Raw genomic sequence first — 17,679 nt, forward strand, 5'->3', positions numbered from 1 at the left:
ACGATTGTTTCACACTCCAGAGGGGCGGTAAACCACTCTGTTAAGGGTGCGATATTCTAATAACAATTGAATAACTCACAGCTTAGGGCCGAGTTATAAACAGAAGTAGGGCAAGCACGGCGATTTTATTCACCTTTTCTGTGGATATAGTTGTGAAGAAGTACGGAATTACTATGGGAAAACCCAGAACAGTCTGAATAAGACATTCGTCACATATCAAAAATAGTCTTCTGGATTCATAAAGTTAAAACAGGTCCAGACAAATAAACACACAGAAATGTGACGTATATCACGCACACGATCTTCAGGCTGATGAAAGATCGACCAGCGTTGGTTTTATCCACAGATTATGCCAATAAGTTAGGCACAATTTGTGTGAAAATTCGATTTTCGTCGCACGTCAAGGCTGTAAATTGAAACAGTAGTAGGGGTTTTTCACAGTTATCCCATCTTTCTGTGGATAACATGGTGTAAGATCCTGTTCATTGTCAGTGACCAGAATTGGAAAACCCGCTTCGCTGTTGCGCAACTCTGTGCACATGAATCTAAAAACCAATATAAATCATAGAATTGAATAAAGCATGTGGAAAAAGATAAACTCTGTCCACACGGTATAAAATCATTGCTCATTTTTTCACCTAAGGGTTAACCCGATGCCAGAACTCCGTCCGTTGCTTTCTCCCCCTGAATCTGAAGCCCAGTTGCTGAACCAGGCACGGCAACTTTCGGGCTACGCGTTAGGAGAATTAGCGGCAATAGCGGGGATCGTCGCGCCTCGAGATCTCAAGCGCGATAAAGGCTGGATTGGCGTCCTGCTGGAGATTTGGCTTGGCGCCAGCGCAGGCAGCAAACCGGAGCAGGATTTCGCGGCGCTGGGCGTGGAGCTAAAAACGATCCCTGTGGACAGTCTTGGCAGACCGCTGGAAACCACCTTTGTGTGCGTGGCGCCGTTAACCGGCAATACCGGCGTCACCTGGGAAACCAGCCATGTGCGGCACAAACTTAAACGCGTTTTGTGGATCCCGGTAGAAGGCGAACGCAGCATCCCGCTGGCTGAGCGCCGCGTCGGCTCTCCCCTGCTGTGGAGCCCGAATGAAGAAGAAGACCAGCAATTGCGTCTGGACTGGGAAGAGTTGATGGACATGATTGTGTTAGGCCACGTCGAACGCATCACCGCTCGCCATGGGGAAGTGCTGCAACTGCGTCCTAAAGCCGCCAACGCCCGAGCGCTTACCGAGGCCATTGGCGCCCATGGCGAACCCATCCTCACCCTGCCACGCGGTTTTTACCTGAAAAAGAACTTCACCCGCGCATTGCTTGAGCGACATTTTTTGTTCCACGCGCAATAGGCACCGTCCGGCCTTTCACCCGCCGCGTTACGGGCCTATAATTACCGCTTCTTTTTTTTGGCAGGACTTTGTTCGATGTTATTTGCATGGATAACCGATCCTAACGCCTGGCTTGCGCTCGGTACGCTGACGCTGCTGGAGATCGTTCTTGGGATCGACAATATTATTTTCCTCTCTCTGGTTGTAGCCAAACTCCCGACAGCGCAACGTAATCATGCCCGACGCATTGGGCTTGCGGCGGCGATGATCATGCGTCTGGCACTGCTGGCCTCTATCGCCTGGGTAACACGGCTGACAAACCCGCTATTCGAAGTGTTTGGCGAGGCAATATCAGCGCGCGACCTGATCCTTCTGCTGGGGGGATTGTTCCTGATCTGGAAAGCCAGTAAGGAGATCCACGAATCCATTGAAGGTGAGGAAGAGGGACTGAAAACCCGCGTATCTTCTTTCCTGGGCGCGATTGTGCAGATCATGTTGTTAGACATTATCTTCAGCCTGGATTCCGTGATTACTGCGGTTGGCTTGTCCGATCATCTGTTTATTATGATGGCGGCAGTGGTGATTGCCGTGGGCGTGATGATGTTTGCCGCACGCCCAATTGGCGAGTTTGTCGATCGCCATCCTTCGGTAAAAATGCTGGCGCTCTCGTTCCTGATTTTGGTCGGTTTTACGCTAATTCTGGAAAGTTTCGACGTCCACGTTCCGAAAGGATATATCTATTTCGCCATGTTCTTCTCTATCGCGGTAGAGACCCTGAACCTGTGGCGTAATAAAAAAAATCCGCTCTGATGAAATCCGTCGCTCCCCGCAAGGGGAGCAAATGCCCGCCACACCTCCCCCCTTCTCACAGTTTAAGATTTTACTGCTTTCGCCATGCACAACTTCGCGTTATTACTAAACTATTGTCAGATGCAGGCCATGTGAGGATAAGCAGATGAAAAAATGGGCAGTTTTGATTTCCGCCGTAGGACTGGCTTTTGCCGTTTCCGGATGCAGCAGCGATTATGTAATGGCGACAAAAGATGGTCGAATGATCCTGACCGATGGAAAACCAGAAATTGACGATGATACCGGTCTGGTGAGCTATCACGACCAGCAGGGCAATGCGATGCAGATTAACCGCGATGATATATCTCAAATCATTGAACGCTGATGGTTGAGGTCAGCAGCGCGCTGGCCTTAACAATTTTACTTCCCTTTTTCGCTTCCCTCAGCCATTTTTATAATCCTTATGTCGTGATTATAAAAAGGAAACGGCTATGCAATATCACCGTATACCCCACAGCTCGCTGGAAGTCAGTACACTGGGGCTGGGCACAATGACGTTTGGTGAACAAAACAGCGAAGCCGACGCACATGCACAGCTCGATTATGCCGTAGCACAGGGCATTAATTTGATCGACGTTGCCGAGATGTATCCGGTACCGCCGCGTCCTGAAACCCAGGGGCTCACCGAAACCTACGTAGGTAACTGGCTCGCCAAACACGGCAGCCGCGAAAAACTAATCGTTGCATCTAAGGTCAGCGGCCCATCACGTAACAACGACAGCGGTATTCGCCCGAATCAGGCGCTGGATCGTAAAAATATCCGTGAGGCGCTGCACGACAGTCTGAAAAGACTGCAAACCGAATACCTGGATCTGTATCAGGTTCACTGGCCGCAGCGCCCCACCAACTGCTTTGGTAAGTTAGGCTACAGCTGGACGGACTCCGCGCCGGTCGTTTCCCTGCTGGATACGCTGGACGCGCTGGCCGAGTTTCAGCGTGCCGGGAAAATTCGCTACATCGGCGTGTCCAATGAAACCGCGTTTGGCGTAATGCGCTATCTGCACTTGGCGGACAAACACGATCTGCCACGCATCGCCACCATCCAGAACCCCTACAGCCTTTTGAACCGCAGCTTTGAGGTTGGACTGGCGGAAGTGAGCCAGTATGAAGGGGTTGAACTGCTGGCCTATTCTTGCCTGGGCTTCGGTACGTTAACCGGTAAATACCTGAACGGCGCGAAGCCTGCCGGTGCACGTAATACGTTGTTTAGCCGTTTTACGCGCTACAGCGGCGAGCAAACGCAAAAAGCCGTCGCGACCTATGTGGATATCGCGAAACGCCATAATCTGGATCCTGCGCAAATGGCGCTGGCATTCGTGCGTCGTCAGCCGTTTGTCGCCAGCACGTTGCTGGGTGCCACGACGATGGAGCAGTTAAAAACCAACGTTGAAAGCCTGCATCTGGAGCTGAGCGAAGAAGTACTGGCAGAGATTGAAGCGGTGCACCAGGTGTATACCTATCCTGCACCGTAACGGTTAGCGCCTGATGGCGCTATGCTTATCTGGCCTACAGACAGCATTCCCTGTAGGCCGGATAAGGCAACTACACGTAACAGACTAATGGCGGCGCTGCCAAATCCACAGCGCCGCAATCGCCAGCGCAAACAACGCGCCAAATCCAATACCAATCGCTACCGCCGGGATCCCCACCAGCACCGCCAGTGAATAAATACCCAGCATCAACAGCATCGCGCTGTTTTCGCCGAGGTTTTGCACCGCTATCGCATTACCCGCACCGACGCTTTTCTTGCCCCGCTCCTGCAGCAACGCATTCAGCGGCACCACAAAGAAGCCACCCGACACGCCGATAAGCATCAGCAACGCGTATGCAGGAAGCAGCTCATGCTGCAGTGAGAAAATCAGCACCACGATGCCAATCAGGATCCCCGCAGGCATACAGCGCGACACGGTTTCCAGCGTTACCAGCTTCGCTGCCGCACCCGCACCGACCACAATCCCGATCGCTACCATAGCATTGAGGTAGGTCGGCGTGGCGTTATCGGTAATGCCGAGCGCCACCGGGACCCACAGCACCAGCAGAAAACGCAGCGTAACGCCCGCGCCCCAAAAAAGGCTGGTTCCCACCAACGAGAAGCGTGTTTCACCGTTGCGCCACAGCGAAGAAGCGGCACAGAAGAAACTGCGCGTCATTTTCCCCAAGTGCCAGGACTGGCCAGGGCGAGCCGCGGCCAGTTTCGGGATGTACAGGTTAGCCACCACCGCGCCAGCATAGGCCAGTGCACAGGCAGAAAGCGCGGCAATCACGTGCCAGTCGGCCAGAACGCCGCCAGCGACAGAACCGAGCAAAATCGCGGCAATGGTGGAGGCTTCCATCAGACCGTTGGCTTTCACCAGTTTGTCGCCGGTCGTCAGTTCACCGAGAATGCCATACTTGGCCGGTGAATACGCCGCCGCGCCGATCCCCACCAGCGTATAGCCGAGAAAAGGATTAATGCCGAAGCAAATACTCGCCGCGCCCAGCAGTTTCAGGGCGTTCGCGAACATCATCACTCTGCCTTTGGCAAAGCTATCCGCCACCTGTCCAACAAACGGCGCAAACAGGATGTAAGCGCCCACAAACACCATTTGCAGGATTGGCTGACTCCAGTCCGGATAAAATTGTTCCTTCAGCAGTGCCAGCGTGGCGAACAGCAGCGCGTTATCGCCAAACGCCGACAGAAACTGCGCGGCGATAACGGACATCATCCCTTTGGACCAGATTGAAGTGTTAGTGTGCACTGACTCACTCATGTTGTTTTTCCGGCTCATCGACCCAGCTTTTAAGCGTGACAAAATCCGGCTTACCGCTGCCGAGTAATGGGAGTTGCTTCAGGTGGCGAATATCACGCGGTACGGCAAGTTCAGGTACGCCGTGCGCCCGCGCATACTGCTGTAGTTTTTCACGCGTGAGTTCGCTATCGGTAGTAAACAATACCAGCGCCTCACCTTTGCTGGCATCACTCTTGATCGCCGTGGCATGCATTTTGTCCGCGGATACCGCCAACGCAAGTTGCTCAACCATTTCCAGCGACACCATCTCTCCGGCTATTTTAGCAAAACGCTTGGCGCGCCCCTGAATCTGTACAAAGCCGTTTTCATCAAAGCGCACGATGTCGCCAGTGTCATACCAGTCGCGCTCAATCTCACCTTGCGCATTCTCTGCCGTCGGCACTTCCAGCACGCCAGGTTTTTCGACGCGCAAATAGCCGCTCATAATATTAGGGCCTTTCAGTTGTAAACGCCCACCGTCCTCAATCCCCGGAACGGCTAACAGTCGGGCATCCATGCCAGGCAAGATGCGCCCTACCGTTCCCGGTTTTGCCGCCATTGGTACATTGATCGACACCACCGGCGCACACTCCGTCACGCCATAGCCTTCAAGGACGCGCAGGCCAAATTTCTCCTGCCACAGCTGCTTTGTGCTGTCCTGCAGTTTTTCCGCACCCGCCACCACATAACGTAGGCGGTGGAAATCGTACGGATGCGCGAAACGCGCGTAGTTGCCGAGGAACGTAGACGTACCAAACAACACGGTGCAGTTCCGGTCATATACCAGCTCTGGCACAATACGGTAATGCAGCGGGCTTGGATAAAGGAACACTTCTGCGCCAGTCAGCAGCGGCGTGAATAATCCCACCGTCAGGCCAAAGGAGTGGAACAGCGGCAGCGCCGACATAAAGCGGTCATCGGCGGTGAAATCGGCAATCGTTTTAATCTGCTCAACGTTCGCCAGAATGCTCTTGTGGCTATGGACCACGCCTTTAGGATGGCCTTCCGAACCGGAGGTAAAGAGGATCACCGCTGCTTCTTCCGGCTGCTGCTTCACCTGCGCCAGATGCGGTGCCAGCAGATGTGAGAAAATCCACAGCTTATCGCCAAAGGTCACATCAGCTTTTAAGTCCTCCAGATAAACCCAGCGCACCTGGGTGAGCTGTTCCGGTAAATGCCAGAGTTTGCCTTTATCGAGAAACTGTCGGGAAGTGAAGATCGTTTTGATTTCGGACGCAGTAATGGCGCTGGTTAATCCTTTCACGCCAGCGGTGTAGTTCATCATGGCCGGAATGCGTCGACGCGCAATGGCGCCAAAAATGACCGCCGCGCTGATCCCTGCGTTTGGCAGCATCAGGCCAATTTTTTCACCTTCGACACTGTATTTTTCCAGAATACGGGCCACAAAGAGCGTCTTCGTCAGCAGTTTGCGGTAGCTGTCCGGGGTAAAGTTGACATCTTCAATGCAGTTTTTACCTGCGCCAAAACGGTATTTTGCCGCCAGCAGCGACTCGTATAGCGTTTCACGCGGACGCACCGCCATGCGCGCTTCCATCATAATTTGATGCAGCATTTCACCGGCGATTTTACGGCGATCGCGAGCACGCGGCGCTTCCGGCATCGGCATGTGTGTCGGCGGCAGAATATGCAGTTGGATGCGCGGGAAGAATCGCTGTTTAACCAGACCTTTCAGGCGGCTAAAGCGGGAAAGCTCTGCGCCCTCAATACGGACAGGAACGACCGTCGCCCCCGACTTAGCGGCGACAAACCCCGCGCCGTCATAAATTTTCATTAACGAACCGGTGGTTGAAATACGCCCTTCCGGAAAAATAACCACCGGACGGCCCTGCTCGACCAGACGAACCAGATGCTTAATCGACATCGGTTTGGTTGGGTCTAACGGCACGAAATCAATCAGCGGGGTTAGCCAGCGCATATACCATTGCTGGCTAATCGAGGTGTAAACAGCGAAAACGGGACGAATCGGTAAAAAGAGCGCCAGCAGAATGCCGTCTATAAATGAGACATGGTTGGGAGTGATTAAAACGCGTTCTCCCTGTAGCGCGCTGACATCGCCCGTGACGCGAACGCGAAAAAGCACGCGAAACAGATTACGAAAAAAGCCAAATAGCATCTCAACTCCCTGTGCCATTAATTACATAAACATTAATGGTGGGAGAGTATACGAGTTGGGGAATGGGCGCGACAGGTAACTGGTAAATACAATCCGAAAAAAAACCTGCGCATCCGCGCAGGTCGGTGCAAGAGACAGGTACGAAGTGCGTACCGAATAATCTCACCAATCAATACCTCTGGGATCTTGATTGTGGTCGTCAGCAGCCAGATACGCCAGTGCGAAAACGCAAAGGAATGAACCCAAATGCAACGAGTTGTGTAAATTATCGGTTACTGTTACAGATAAGCCTGAAGGCAAAAAAAAACCTGCGCATCTGCGCAGGCTGGTGTAATTCTAGTGATCAACCCGAAAGTTGATTTCACCTATCAATACCTCTGGGATCTCAACTCTAGCAATCTGCTCAGTTCTCCCGCCAGCGAACAATCGCAACAGCACATCGCAAAGTGTAAGTAAAAATTAGCATTTTCTATTTTCAGTCTTACTTCGCTCGTGCGCGCTCACATTTGCGACGTCCTGACGGGCAATCTGCTTGAACAGCCAGCCATTTTCCGTAACACTGACGGAATGTAAGCGTTTACCCACAACAGGTACTATCATGGCGACCATAAAGGATGTAGCCCGACTAGCTGGTGTATCAGTCGCCACCGTTTCTCGAGTGATCAATGATTCCCCCAAAGCCAGCGAAGCATCGCGCCTGGCCGTAACGAGTGCAATGGAATCACTCAGCTACCACCCCAATGCCAATGCGCGTGCACTGGCGCAACAATCCACTGAAACCATCGGCCTGGTGGTCGGTGATGTGTCCGATCCATTCTTTGGGGCAATGGTTAAAGCTGTCGAGCAGGTGGCCTATAACACCGGGAATTTTTTGCTGATTGGTAACGGCTACCATAATGAACACAAAGAACGTCAGGCGATTGAACAGCTCATTCGTCATCGCTGCGCGGCGCTTGTTGTCCATGCCAAAATTATCCCGGATGCCGAACTGGCTTCGTTAATGAAGCAAATCCCCGGCATGGTATTGATTAACCGAATTCTGCCGGGATTTGAACAGCGCTGCGTTGCCCTCGATGACCGTTTCGGCGCGTGGCTCGCCACCCGACACCTCATTCAACAAGGCCATACGCGCATTGGCTATCTGTGCTCCAATCACACGATTTCGGATGCGGAAGATCGTCTGCAAGGCTATTACGACGCGCTGGCCGAGAGCAATATTCCGGTAAGCGATCGGCTGGTGACGTTCGGGGAACCGGATGAAAGCGGCGGTGAACAGGCCATGACCGAGTTACTTGGCCGTGGTAAAAACTTCACGGCGGTAGCCTGCTACAACGACTCAATGGCGGCAGGTGCCATGGGTGTATTGAATGATAACGGCATTGATGTGCCGGGAGAAATCTCGCTGATTGGCTTTGATGATGTGCTGGTTTCCCGCTACGTGCGCCCGCGTCTGACCACGGTACGCTATCCCATCGTGACAATGGCCACCCAAGCCGCTGAACTGGCGCTCGCGCTGGCGGAGAAGCGCCCTGTGCCTGAAATCACCCACGTATTTAACCCAACTCTGGTGCGTCGCCATTCCGTTTCGACGCTGACAGAGCCAGGGAACTCATCGTCAAACGATTAATCAGGATAGCGTTATGACTACGATGTTGGACGTTTCACGGCACGCAGGCGTCTCAAAAGCGACCGTTTCGCGTGTGCTAAATGGCACGGGTCAGGTAAAAGAGAGCACGCGCCAAAAAGTGTTTAAGGCCATGCAGGCACTTGATTATCGGCCCAATTTTTTAGCGCGCTCTTTGGCAAACCGCACCAGCAACAGCATTGGTCTGGTTGTTTCCACCTTTGATGGCTTCTACTTTGGTCGCCTGCTGCAACAGGCATCGCGCCAGACCGAATCGCACGGCAAGCAGCTCATTGTGACCGATGGTCACGACACGCCGGAGCGCGAGCAGGAAGCCGTGCAAATGCTGGCTGACAGGCAGTGCGACGCCATTATTCTCTATACCCGCTATATGAGTGAAAAGGCGATTCTGTCGCTGATGAACAGTATTGCTATGCCCTTGTTGGTGATCAACCGTGATGTCAGTCAGGCTCGCGATCGCGCTATTTTCTTTGAACAAGAAGACGCAGCATATCAGGCGGTCAATTATTTGATCTCCCAGGGACACAGCGATATTGCTTGTATCACCGTGCCAGGCCATACGCCTACCGGTAAATCCCGCCTGATGGGATATCGCAAGGCCTTGGAAAAAAACGGTATTCCCTGGGATCCTGACAAAGTCAAATACGGCGACTCCACGATGACGCGAGGCTATGAGGCCTGCCGTGAACTGCTGGAGGAAGGGGTGAAATTTAGCGCCCTGTTCGCCTGTAACGATGACATGGCATTAGGCGCATCAAAAGCGTTACATCAGGCCGGGCTGAGGATCCCAACGGACGTCTCACTGTTTGGTTTTGATGATGCGCCCAGCGCCAAATGGTTGGAGCCGGGGCTGTCTACCGTTTATCTGCCGATTGATACCATGATAACCACGGCAATCGACCAGGCTATCCGACTGGCTAACGGCGAGAGCGTAGAGCCGATCCCACCGTTTACCGGTAAACTGGTGTTGCGTGATTCAGTGACGACGGGGCCGTATTACAAATAACGTGCCGGATGGCGGCGCAAGCGCCTTATCCGGCCTACAGGCCCCGCAGTTAATCTCGTAGGCCGGATAAGCGTAGCGCCATCCGGCTTTTCACAATGCGGTAATCAGATTAATTCCAGCGCTAACAGCTCATCAATGGTCTGGCGACGGCGAATCAGTCGCGCCACGCCGTTATCAAACAAAACCTCCGGCAGCAGCGGGCGGCTATTGTAGTTTGACGACATTGACGCGCCGTACGCCCCGGTATCATGCAGGACCAGATAATCTCCCGGCACCACCGCAGGCAACAGACGGGTTTCCACGTTCCCACCTTCCTGCTGGGTAAACACGTCGCCGGATTCACACAGCGGCCCGGCCACCACGGTTTCAATCTGCCGCGCGTTTTCCAGCGAACGGCCATCGCCTGCCAGCGCGGAGATATGGTGATAGCTGCCGTACATCGCCGGGCGCATCAGATCGTTGAATCCCGCGTCGATCAGCACAAAGTGACGGCTGCCCATCTCTTTTACGCTACGCACCTGCGCCACTAACACGCCAGCTTCTGCGACCAGAAAACGACCAGGCTCTATCTCAAGCGCGACCGGGTGGCCAAGGTGTTTAGCGATCTGCTCACGCGCGGCATTCCATAGGCCGAAGTAATGATCGGTGTCGATCGCCTCTTCCCCTTCGCGATACGGGATCGATAAACCGCCGCCCGCGGAGATCGCCTCCAGATCCTGACCAAATTCAACCACCTGGCGCACCATTGCGCCACACACCTGTTCCAGATGGCCGTAGTCTACGCCGGAACCGATATGCATATGAATCCCCACCAGCTTTAGCTGATAGCGCTGGATCACTTCCAGCGCCGCCGGGAGATCGCTATACCAGATCCCATGCTTGCTGTTCTCGCCGCCGGTGTTGGTTTTCTGGCTGTGGCCGTGACCAAAGCCGGGATTCACTCGCAGCCACACGCGATGCCCCGGTGAAACCTGCCCCAGTTGCTCCAGCATATCCACCGACCCGGCGTTAACCGGAATGCGCAATTCATGTACCCGCGCCAGCGTTGCGTTATCAATCATATCGGCAGTAAAAACAATCTCATCCTGACCCGGCACGTAACCCGCCGCCAGCGCACGTTCGATCTCACCAAGAGAAACCGAATCCACCTTCACGCCCTGTTCGCGCATCAGACGCAGAATATGAATATTCGAGCACGCCTTCTGGGCAAAACGCACTACATCAAACTGGCTCAGTTTGGCAATCTGCGCGCGGATGATTTGCGCATCATAAACCCATACCGGACAGCCGAATTCGGCTGGCAGACGCAGCAGGTTGTCGGCGGTCAGGTCGGTATCAGTGTTGTTGAGTGGGCGTGGCATAGCAGACTCCGGTATTCATTTTTTTATGATTACGCCACAGCCCGAAGACAATAAAAAATATCGTTTTATCGCGAGTCTATGCAAAAATGATATGGACTGTTTATGAGAGGATCGCCAATGCCCGCCGTTAACCTGCGTCACATTGAGATATTTCACGCCATTATGACGGCGGGAAACCTGACGGAAGCCGCACGGATGCTGCATACCTCGCAGCCGACCGTCAGCCGCGAGCTGGCACGCTTCGAGCAGGTACTGGGGCTAAAATTGTTTGAGCGCAGCCGCGGTCGTCTGCACCCTACCGTGCAGGGATTACGCTTATTCGAAGAGGTTCAGCGCTCGTGGTGCGGGCTGGACAGGATCGTCAGCGCCGCCGAAAGCCTGCGCGAGTTTCGTCAGGGTGAGTTGTCGATTGTCTGCCTGCCGGTATTCTCACAGTCTTTTTTACCGCCGCTATTACAGCCTTTTTTAGCCCGCTATCCGCAGGTAAATATTCAGATAGTGCCGCAGGAGTCGCCGCTGCTGGAAGAGTGGCTATCAGCGCAGCGCCATGATTTAGGCCTGACGGAAACGCTGCATACCCCCGCCGGAACAAAGCGTACCGAATTGCTTTCTCTGGACGAAGTGTGCGTCCTGCCGCCGGGCCATCCGCTGACCAGGAAATCGGTATTAACCCCACAGGATTTTCAGGGAGAGAATTACATCAGCCTGTCACGCACCGATAGCTACCGTCAGTTACTGGATGCCCTATTTAATGAGCATCAGGTGAAGCGCCGGATGGTGATTGAAACCCACAGCGCGGCGTCAATTTGCGCAATGGTGCGGGCTGGCGTGGGAATTTCCGTGGTTAACCCGCTGACCGCGCTGGACTACGAACATAGTGGTATCGTTATTCGACGTTTTAGCATTCCAGTGCCGTTTACGGTCAGCCTGATTCACCCTCTGCACCGCCCCACCTCGGCGCTGGTCGACGCCTTTAGCGCGCACCTGCTGGCGGAAATGCCTGGCATTGTCGCATTGTGCAAGGGTTCACTGACGCGCTGAAAACAAATGTCGTTGCGTCGCACGGTTATTTATTCATCATAGATATAATATTCCTTTCAGGTAAAACATAAAATAAATTAATCCACAGATGAAATTACAGCACAAATAGCTAACGGTATGTTTTTATTATTTTATATTATACACACCGCATTACGGCAACTCATAACTTAAAATACAATACACCACGCAATTATTTATGCGGTGTATCAATTCATTTTGTCTTAACCCACTTTTTAGCAAATGTAATTTTCTTTTATATGCTCCCCGTGTATAAAATCATTTCTGAACAGAATCATCCACCAGTCAATATTCATCGAAGCTAACATGTTTACTATTCTATGGGAACCTGAATAGTATCGTCATCAACAGGGAATGAGTAAATGAACATCAAACGTAGTCTGTGCGTTATTTCCTTCGCATGCGCAGCTCCGCTGTGTTTTGCCAATATGTCCGTTTACCCTATGGCCGTTGATATAAATGACCAGGGTGAGGGTAATGTTAGCGTCATCTCCAGAACAAATGAAGTGCAATATATTAAAACGACCATTCTGTCTATTTCCGGAAGAAATACTCCCCAGGAAAAAGAGACGGAAATAAAAGCGGGCGATCCCAACTCGCTGGTCGTCATGCCGCCTAAATTCGCCCTGCCGGCTGGCGCGACAAAAACCGTCCGCCTGGTCGCTATGGAACCCGTGCAGGAAGAGACAACATACCGGGTGAAGTTCGAAGCCGTCCCCCAACTGGACGATCCGCTCGGCGAGTCAAAAACCGTAAAACCGCAGGTCACGATTAACCTCATCTGGGGCGTACTGGTCAGCATACCGCCAGAACACCCCCAGTTGAAAATGGATCTGTTGCCTGGTGGTGGTATTGTAAATAACGGCAATCAGCGCTTCAAAATATTAAAAGTGGGTTTGTGTAAGAAATCACAGGCTGAAAAGGATTGCGTCTGGCAGGACGTTGATAAAAATATTTATCCGCGCGCCAGCTTTACGCCAAAAAATATATTGAGCTACGACCGCGTAGTTATTCAATATTGGAACTGGATTGATAAGTCAAAATATTCTAAAGACTTCCCGATCCATTAATTTTACTTTTTACATGGAATATAAGTAAATGAAATCAATAATCTCTAAATCCTTACTCGCTTTAGCGATGGTATCCGTAATGGGCTCCGCAATGGCGGTGCAGAAAGATATTACCGTTACCGCAAACGTCGACGCCGCGCTGGATATGACTCAGGTTGATAACTCCGCGCTGCCGAAAAGCGTCGAACTGCAGTACATCCCGGGTACCGGCCTGGTGCCGTACCAGCTGCAAACCAAAATCTGGGCAAACGACATCACTAAAGACGTCAACATGCAGCTGGTCAGCGATGCCGAACTGGTTAACAGCCTTGGCGGCGCAACCGTTCCACTGACCGTATCCTGGGGCGGTGAAGCGCTCTCGACGACCGCTATCCCGCTGACCGCGACTGAACTGTTCCCGAACAAAGACACCGCGCTGCAGACCGGCTCTGTTGCTAAAACGCTGAAAATTGCCCAGGCAACACAAGGGGCGCTCACCACCGGTACTTACCAGGGCGTAGTCAGCATCTATCTGTACCAGTAATTCTTAATTGCAATGGCAATGAACCGAAGAACGCTCTTCGGTTCATTTTTGTCACATCAGGGACGATGGTTGAGTAATGAAAAAATCAATTCTTGGGCTGTTAATCTTTTCCATACTCAATGTAGCCAATGCGCGCGAGGATAAAATTCCCCCGGGCTTTGAAGCCATTGTGCTCGGTCAGCAGGAATACGTTGATGTTTACCTTGCCGGACGCCCGCTGGGTAAATTCTTTGCGACCGTCAATCTCGACACCGTTAAATTCGAACAACCACAAAAGATTATTGCCGCCATGGAATTAGGCGATGATAAGAGCAGTATTAACGCTATTGCCGCAAAGCTTAACCAACCCCTGGAACGCCACGGCGAACTGGCCTGTACGGCCATCAATAACGGCGCAGGGTGCGGCTATCTGACCACCCAGGACGTGGAGCTGATTTACAACGATGAACAGAACTCCGTTAACCTGTTCCTGAATAAGGCGTGGTATCCCGATGCGGGTAAACAAACCCTCTATATGGTACCCAACAAGGGCGACGATATCGTTAACGCCCTTATTCACCAACAGGACATTAACGTCGCCATTCAGGACGAATTCAAATCTGCCTATCTGCAAGGCACCGGAGCACTGGGGGTTACGGAAAACAGCTATATCGGCGCTTACTGGAGCCTGAACGGCTACGAGAGCGATGGCGAAACCGACACCGAGACCGATGTCAGCGAACTGTTCTACCGCTACGATTTATTGAGTCGCTTCTATGTACAGGGCGGCCGCATGGATAGCCGCAGCCTGTTTAGCCTCGACGGCGGTAACTTTAACTTCTCTTTTCTGCCGCTCGACACCTTTGATGGCGTTCGCGCGGGTTCCACCCTCAGCTACCTCAACCGCGAACAGGCGGGTCAGGGCACGCCGGTAAACGTGCTGCTATCGCGTAATTCACGCGTCGATGTCTATCGGGATAACCAGTTGCTCGGCTCCTTCTACCTGGCAGGCGGCAACCAGACGCTGGATACCTCTTCGTTCCCATCAGGAAGCTACACCCTGCAACTGAAAATTTACGAGAGCAACCAGCTGGCGCGCACGGAAGTCGTGCCGTTTACCAAAACCGGCAGTATGAACGACGGCCATATCCAGTGGTTTGTGCAGGCGGGCCGGCTGGCGGATAGCGACAGCAGCACCCTCAATAATGATAGCGACGATAACGCCACCTCCGCACAGGCGGGTCTGCGACTGCCGGTCACCGCACAAAGCGAGCTCATGCTCGGCGTCGCCTCGGTAGACAATAATTTCTCCGCCGAAATCAACGGTCATATCACCCCGGCGCTGGGCGCTTTTGGCAATGTGGATCTGCAAAACGGCTTTTTCTATAACGACCAGGGCGGTCGCGGCAATATGCAGCAACTGAACTGGCGCGCGGAAAACTGGCCTGCGCTGAATTTTTATCGTAAAGACACCAGCGGCGGTCAGTGCTCCGGCGATAACGATGCGGATGATTACGATCTCAACTGCTTTGAAAGCATTAGCGCCGGTCTGACGCAAAACATTTTTAGCTGGAACCTGTCGCTAAACTGGAACCGAACCCGCAACCACGCGGACTACCATACCCGCTGGGATAACCGTGAAGATTTTACCAGTAACTATTTCAGCCAGACCGATGCCAACTCGACCTCAGATAGCGTGCAGCTTAGCGCCTCACGCAGCTTCAACCTGAGCAACTGGATCCTCAACGCCAATCTGGGGGTCTTTACCCGCGACGATTCTGGCAGCAACGGTAACGATCACGGCGCTTACCTGACGTTCAGCTTCAGCGAAGCGCCGCGCCTGGATAACAACGCGCGCAGCCGCTCCACCACCCTCGGCGTGGACTACCGCACCAGTAAAAACAGCAGCGATCAAACCTCGTGGAACCTTGCTCGCACCTGGTATAGCGATAATGTGAACCACAAAGAGTTCGGCGTCAGCCTGAACGGTATCAATACCGACACGCTGGACAGCGGCATGAACGGACGCATTGACGGGCTGTACGGCAATATGAGCGGCTACCTGACCGACAGCTACGATCGTCAGGATCGTGAGCACACCACCGCCTTTACCGGCAGCTACAGCTCGACGCTGGCCATCAGCCGCCACGGCGTACAGCTTGGCCGCGCAGGCAATGGCGATCCGTCCGCCGCCGTCCTGGTCGCGGTGAAAAAAATGGATGACGACTCCGCAGATGAACTGGCTATTGATGCGTCGGCCAACGGCAGCAAAGCCAGCCTGACGGGCGATGAGTCGGTGCTGTTCCCCTACACCGGGTATGAGCTGGGCTACGTCGAAGTGAACGACAGTTCGCGTAAGCATCAGAGCGGCACCACCAACCTGCTTGCCGGGTCGGGGAAACAAAATCTGATGCTGCTGCCGGGCAAGCTGCGGTATCGCGAAGTCTCCGCCACCTTTAACTACAACTATATCGGGCGTTTGTTGCTGCCCGCCTCACTCCAGACGCTGCCGGTGATCGGGCTGAATAGCGCCATGCTGCTACTGTCGGAAGACGGCGGTTTTACCCTGGAAATGGCCAGCACGGCAAAAGATCTCTATCTTCTGACCGGCCAGACGTTCCTCAAGTGTCCGCTGAAAGTGGTGAAGAAACGCGCCAGCATACGCTATGCCGGAGATATCACCTGTTCGCCGCTGACTTACGATCGGTTGCCGCCGCAGATTCAGGTGCAGGCAAGACTGAAACAGGCGCAGCGCAAGCAGGCGCTGGAAACCGCACAAAGGGAGAGTGTGCAATGAAATGGATGAAGCTGTTACTGATAGGCGGGTTGCTGACCAGCAACGCGGCCAGCGCGTTTACGCTGGTTGGCCCGACCCCAAACGTCACGACGACGCAGGAATACGAGCTACCTTCAGGCGCGCCTGCTGACGTTAAGTTATGGGATGAGGACTATGACGGGGTTCAAGGATATTACGCATCTGCCGGGGGTTATGCGTGTGATTATCCTGATGTACAACAAACATGTACACATACCAGCAGCCAGTCAACAATCACCATCATGCTAAAAGAAAAACGTAGTGGAATGATCCATCCCTTTAAAATACAGGCCTATATGCAAAGCCTGTTTGTGATGAAAGATGGATCTTACTCGCTCTGTAACTCCACAACACGTCCCCTCAATAAACAAGGCGTGATTTCCACCTGTAACGAGGATGGTAAGTCCATTGATGGGCAAGCACGACTGTTAACGGCCTGGATCGAACAAAGCGAAATGAACAAACTGGTCATTGGTGGCATCTGGGAAGGTCAATTAAAGCTCAAATATACGGCGTACGGTGGTGGTAATCCGGTCAATTACACTGCCAATATCACCCTCAAAGGCAAAGCCACCGGCAAACAGGACATCTACTTCCCGGAATTTAACGGCGCCAACCCGCTGGTGCAGCTCGATCTGCACCCCACCGGCTCCGTCACCGGCAACAGCTTCGCAGAAGACGTCACCACGCTGGATATGTGCCTGTACGACGGCTACAACTCCAACAGCGACAGCATGACGCTCTCGTTTAGCGACGAAGGCCGCGCGGGAGCCGGGCGTAATGAAGGCGATTTCTCTATCTACAATACCGGCACCGGCGGAACGGCTGCCGCCGAGCGCATCGACTACCATCTGGAGATGTTCGATCCGCACAGCAAAAGCTGGATGGCGGTGAAAAATAATAACAGTTTTGTGCTCTCCGCCGGGGTCAACGGTCAGGATCAGATTCGCCCGGTCAGACTGCCGTCAATCAGCTATCCGGTGCTGTGCGCCCCCACGCCGCTGCGGCTGATTGTCGACAAATTCAGAGTGACGGAAAAAGCGGCGGGATATTACAAAGGGACGCTGCACGTCGAGTTCAGCCCCAGCCTGAACAGCATTTAGCATGACTGAAATGCCGGATGGCGACGCCACTGGCGTCTT

At 53.2% G+C, this 17,679-nt stretch carries 14 protein-coding genes; 11 read left to right on the top strand and 3 right to left on the bottom strand.

Going from position 1 to position 17,679, the window contains the following annotated elements:
* Positions 1-653 precede the first annotated feature (653 nt).
* The 4 genes from mutH (at position 654) to E1B03_RS21485 (ending at position 3,649) form a co-directional block, all read left to right on the top strand.
* Positions 654-1,349 carry a DNA mismatch repair endonuclease MutH gene (gene mutH / locus E1B03_RS21470; RefSeq protein ID WP_103769096.1) on the top strand — a complete coding sequence of 232 codons (696 nt, stop codon included), beginning with the start codon at positions 654-656 and terminating at the stop codon, positions 1,347-1,349.
* Between the two features lie 75 nt (positions 1,350-1,424).
* A complete protein-coding gene (locus E1B03_RS21475; RefSeq protein ID WP_038633330.1) occupies positions 1,425-2,138 on the top strand; it encodes a TerC family protein in 714 nt (237 codons plus the stop codon).
* A 145-nt stretch (positions 2,139-2,283) separates the two neighbouring features.
* Positions 2,284-2,502, top strand: coding sequence for a lipoprotein YgdR (gene ygdR / locus E1B03_RS21480; RefSeq protein ID WP_133086887.1), 219 nt, complete (start codon positions 2,284-2,286; stop codon positions 2,500-2,502).
* A 106-nt stretch (positions 2,503-2,608) separates the two neighbouring features.
* Complete coding sequence (locus E1B03_RS21485; RefSeq protein WP_133086888.1) at positions 2,609-3,649, top strand: NADP(H)-dependent aldo-keto reductase; 1,041 nt, start codon at positions 2,609-2,611, stop codon at positions 3,647-3,649.
* 84 nt (positions 3,650-3,733) lie between these two features.
* Here the strand turns inward: E1B03_RS21485 and lplT are convergent, their stop codons facing one another.
* The gene (gene lplT, locus E1B03_RS21490; RefSeq protein ID WP_103769095.1) at positions 3,734-4,927 is read right to left on the bottom strand and encodes a lysophospholipid transporter LplT; all 1,194 of its coding nucleotides are present in this window, start codon (positions 4,925-4,927) and stop codon (positions 3,734-3,736) included.
* Positions 4,920-7,079, bottom strand: a complete 2,160-nt coding sequence (gene aas, locus E1B03_RS21495) for a bifunctional acyl-ACP--phospholipid O-acyltransferase/long-chain-fatty-acid--ACP ligase (RefSeq protein ID WP_133086889.1) — start codon at positions 7,077-7,079, stop codon at positions 4,920-4,922. The genes lplT and aas overlap by 8 nt, the downstream gene beginning before the upstream one ends.
* 598 nt (positions 7,080-7,677) lie before the next feature.
* Between aas and galR the strand changes: the two genes are divergently transcribed.
* Together galR and E1B03_RS21510 are read left to right on the top strand one after the other, a co-directional pair.
* Complete coding sequence (galR, locus tag E1B03_RS21505) at positions 7,678-8,706, top strand: HTH-type transcriptional regulator GalR (RefSeq protein ID WP_103769093.1); 1,029 nt, start codon at positions 7,678-7,680, stop codon at positions 8,704-8,706.
* Between the two features lie 13 nt (positions 8,707-8,719).
* On the top strand, positions 8,720-9,730 hold the full coding sequence (locus E1B03_RS21510; RefSeq protein WP_133086890.1) for a LacI family DNA-binding transcriptional regulator: 1,011 nt from the start codon (positions 8,720-8,722) through the stop codon (positions 9,728-9,730).
* A gap of 104 nt (positions 9,731-9,834) precedes the next feature.
* Here E1B03_RS21510 and lysA read toward each other — a convergent pair whose 3' ends face one another.
* Positions 9,835-11,091: a diaminopimelate decarboxylase gene (gene lysA / locus E1B03_RS21515; protein WP_103769091.1), complete on the bottom strand. Its 1,257-nt coding sequence runs from the start codon at positions 11,089-11,091 to the stop codon at positions 9,835-9,837.
* A gap of 117 nt (positions 11,092-11,208) precedes the next feature.
* Here lysA and E1B03_RS21520 point away from each other — a divergent pair, with 117 nt between their 5' ends.
* The 5 genes from E1B03_RS21520 (at position 11,209) to E1B03_RS21540 (ending at position 17,640) form a co-directional block, all read left to right on the top strand.
* Positions 11,209-12,132, top strand: a complete 924-nt coding sequence (locus tag E1B03_RS21520; protein WP_133086891.1) for a LysR family transcriptional regulator — start codon at positions 11,209-11,211, stop codon at positions 12,130-12,132.
* Positions 12,133-12,512: 380 nt separating this feature from the next.
* Positions 12,513-13,220: a fimbria/pilus periplasmic chaperone gene (locus tag E1B03_RS21525; protein ID WP_103769089.1), complete on the top strand. Its 708-nt coding sequence runs from the start codon at positions 12,513-12,515 to the stop codon at positions 13,218-13,220.
* Positions 13,221-13,248: 28 nt separating this feature from the next.
* Positions 13,249-13,743 (top strand): CS1 type fimbrial major subunit, encoded by a 495-nt coding sequence (locus E1B03_RS21530; protein WP_103769088.1) that lies wholly within the window; start codon positions 13,249-13,251, stop codon positions 13,741-13,743.
* Positions 13,744-13,819: 76 nt separating this feature from the next.
* On the top strand, positions 13,820-16,519 hold the full coding sequence (locus E1B03_RS21535; protein WP_133086892.1) for a TcfC E-set like domain-containing protein: 2,700 nt from the start codon (positions 13,820-13,822) through the stop codon (positions 16,517-16,519).
* Positions 16,516-17,640 carry a CfaE/CblD family pilus tip adhesin gene (locus E1B03_RS21540; protein ID WP_133086893.1) on the top strand — a complete coding sequence of 375 codons (1,125 nt, stop codon included), beginning with the start codon at positions 16,516-16,518 and terminating at the stop codon, positions 17,638-17,640. Before E1B03_RS21535 ends, E1B03_RS21540 begins: the two co-directional genes overlap by 4 nt.
* Positions 17,641-17,679 lie beyond the last annotated feature (39 nt).

It is taken from the genome of Citrobacter arsenatis (assembly GCF_004353845.1).
Classification (GTDB): domain Bacteria; phylum Pseudomonadota; class Gammaproteobacteria; order Enterobacterales; family Enterobacteriaceae; genus Citrobacter; species Citrobacter arsenatis.

Bases quoted from the DNA above. Each gene is read 5' to 3' on its own strand.
- mutH (WP_103769096.1), top strand. From the start codon at position 654: ATGCCAGAACTCCGTCCGTTGCTTTCTCCCCCTGAATCTGAAGCCCAG.
- E1B03_RS21475 (WP_038633330.1), top strand. From the start codon at position 1,425: ATGTTATTTGCATGGATAACCGATCCTAACGCCTGGCTTGCGCTCGGT.
- ygdR (WP_133086887.1), top strand. From the start codon at position 2,284: ATGAAAAAATGGGCAGTTTTGATTTCCGCCGTAGGACTGGCTTTTGCC.
- E1B03_RS21485 (WP_133086888.1), top strand. From the start codon at position 2,609: ATGCAATATCACCGTATACCCCACAGCTCGCTGGAAGTCAGTACACTG.
- lplT (WP_103769095.1), bottom strand. From the start codon at position 4,927: ATGAGTGAGTCAGTGCACACTAACACTTCAATCTGGTCCAAAGGGATG.
- aas (WP_133086889.1), bottom strand. From the start codon at position 7,079: ATGCTATTTGGCTTTTTTCGTAATCTGTTTCGCGTGCTTTTTCGCGTT.
- galR (WP_103769093.1), top strand. From the start codon at position 7,678: ATGGCGACCATAAAGGATGTAGCCCGACTAGCTGGTGTATCAGTCGCC.
- E1B03_RS21510 (WP_133086890.1), top strand. From the start codon at position 8,720: ATGACTACGATGTTGGACGTTTCACGGCACGCAGGCGTCTCAAAAGCG.
- lysA (WP_103769091.1), bottom strand. From the start codon at position 11,091: ATGCCACGCCCACTCAACAACACTGATACCGACCTGACCGCCGACAAC.
- E1B03_RS21520 (WP_133086891.1), top strand. From the start codon at position 11,209: ATGCCCGCCGTTAACCTGCGTCACATTGAGATATTTCACGCCATTATG.
- E1B03_RS21525 (WP_103769089.1), top strand. From the start codon at position 12,513: ATGAACATCAAACGTAGTCTGTGCGTTATTTCCTTCGCATGCGCAGCT.
- E1B03_RS21530 (WP_103769088.1), top strand. From the start codon at position 13,249: ATGAAATCAATAATCTCTAAATCCTTACTCGCTTTAGCGATGGTATCC.
- E1B03_RS21535 (WP_133086892.1), top strand. From the start codon at position 13,820: ATGAAAAAATCAATTCTTGGGCTGTTAATCTTTTCCATACTCAATGTA.
- E1B03_RS21540 (WP_133086893.1), top strand. From the start codon at position 16,516: ATGAAATGGATGAAGCTGTTACTGATAGGCGGGTTGCTGACCAGCAAC.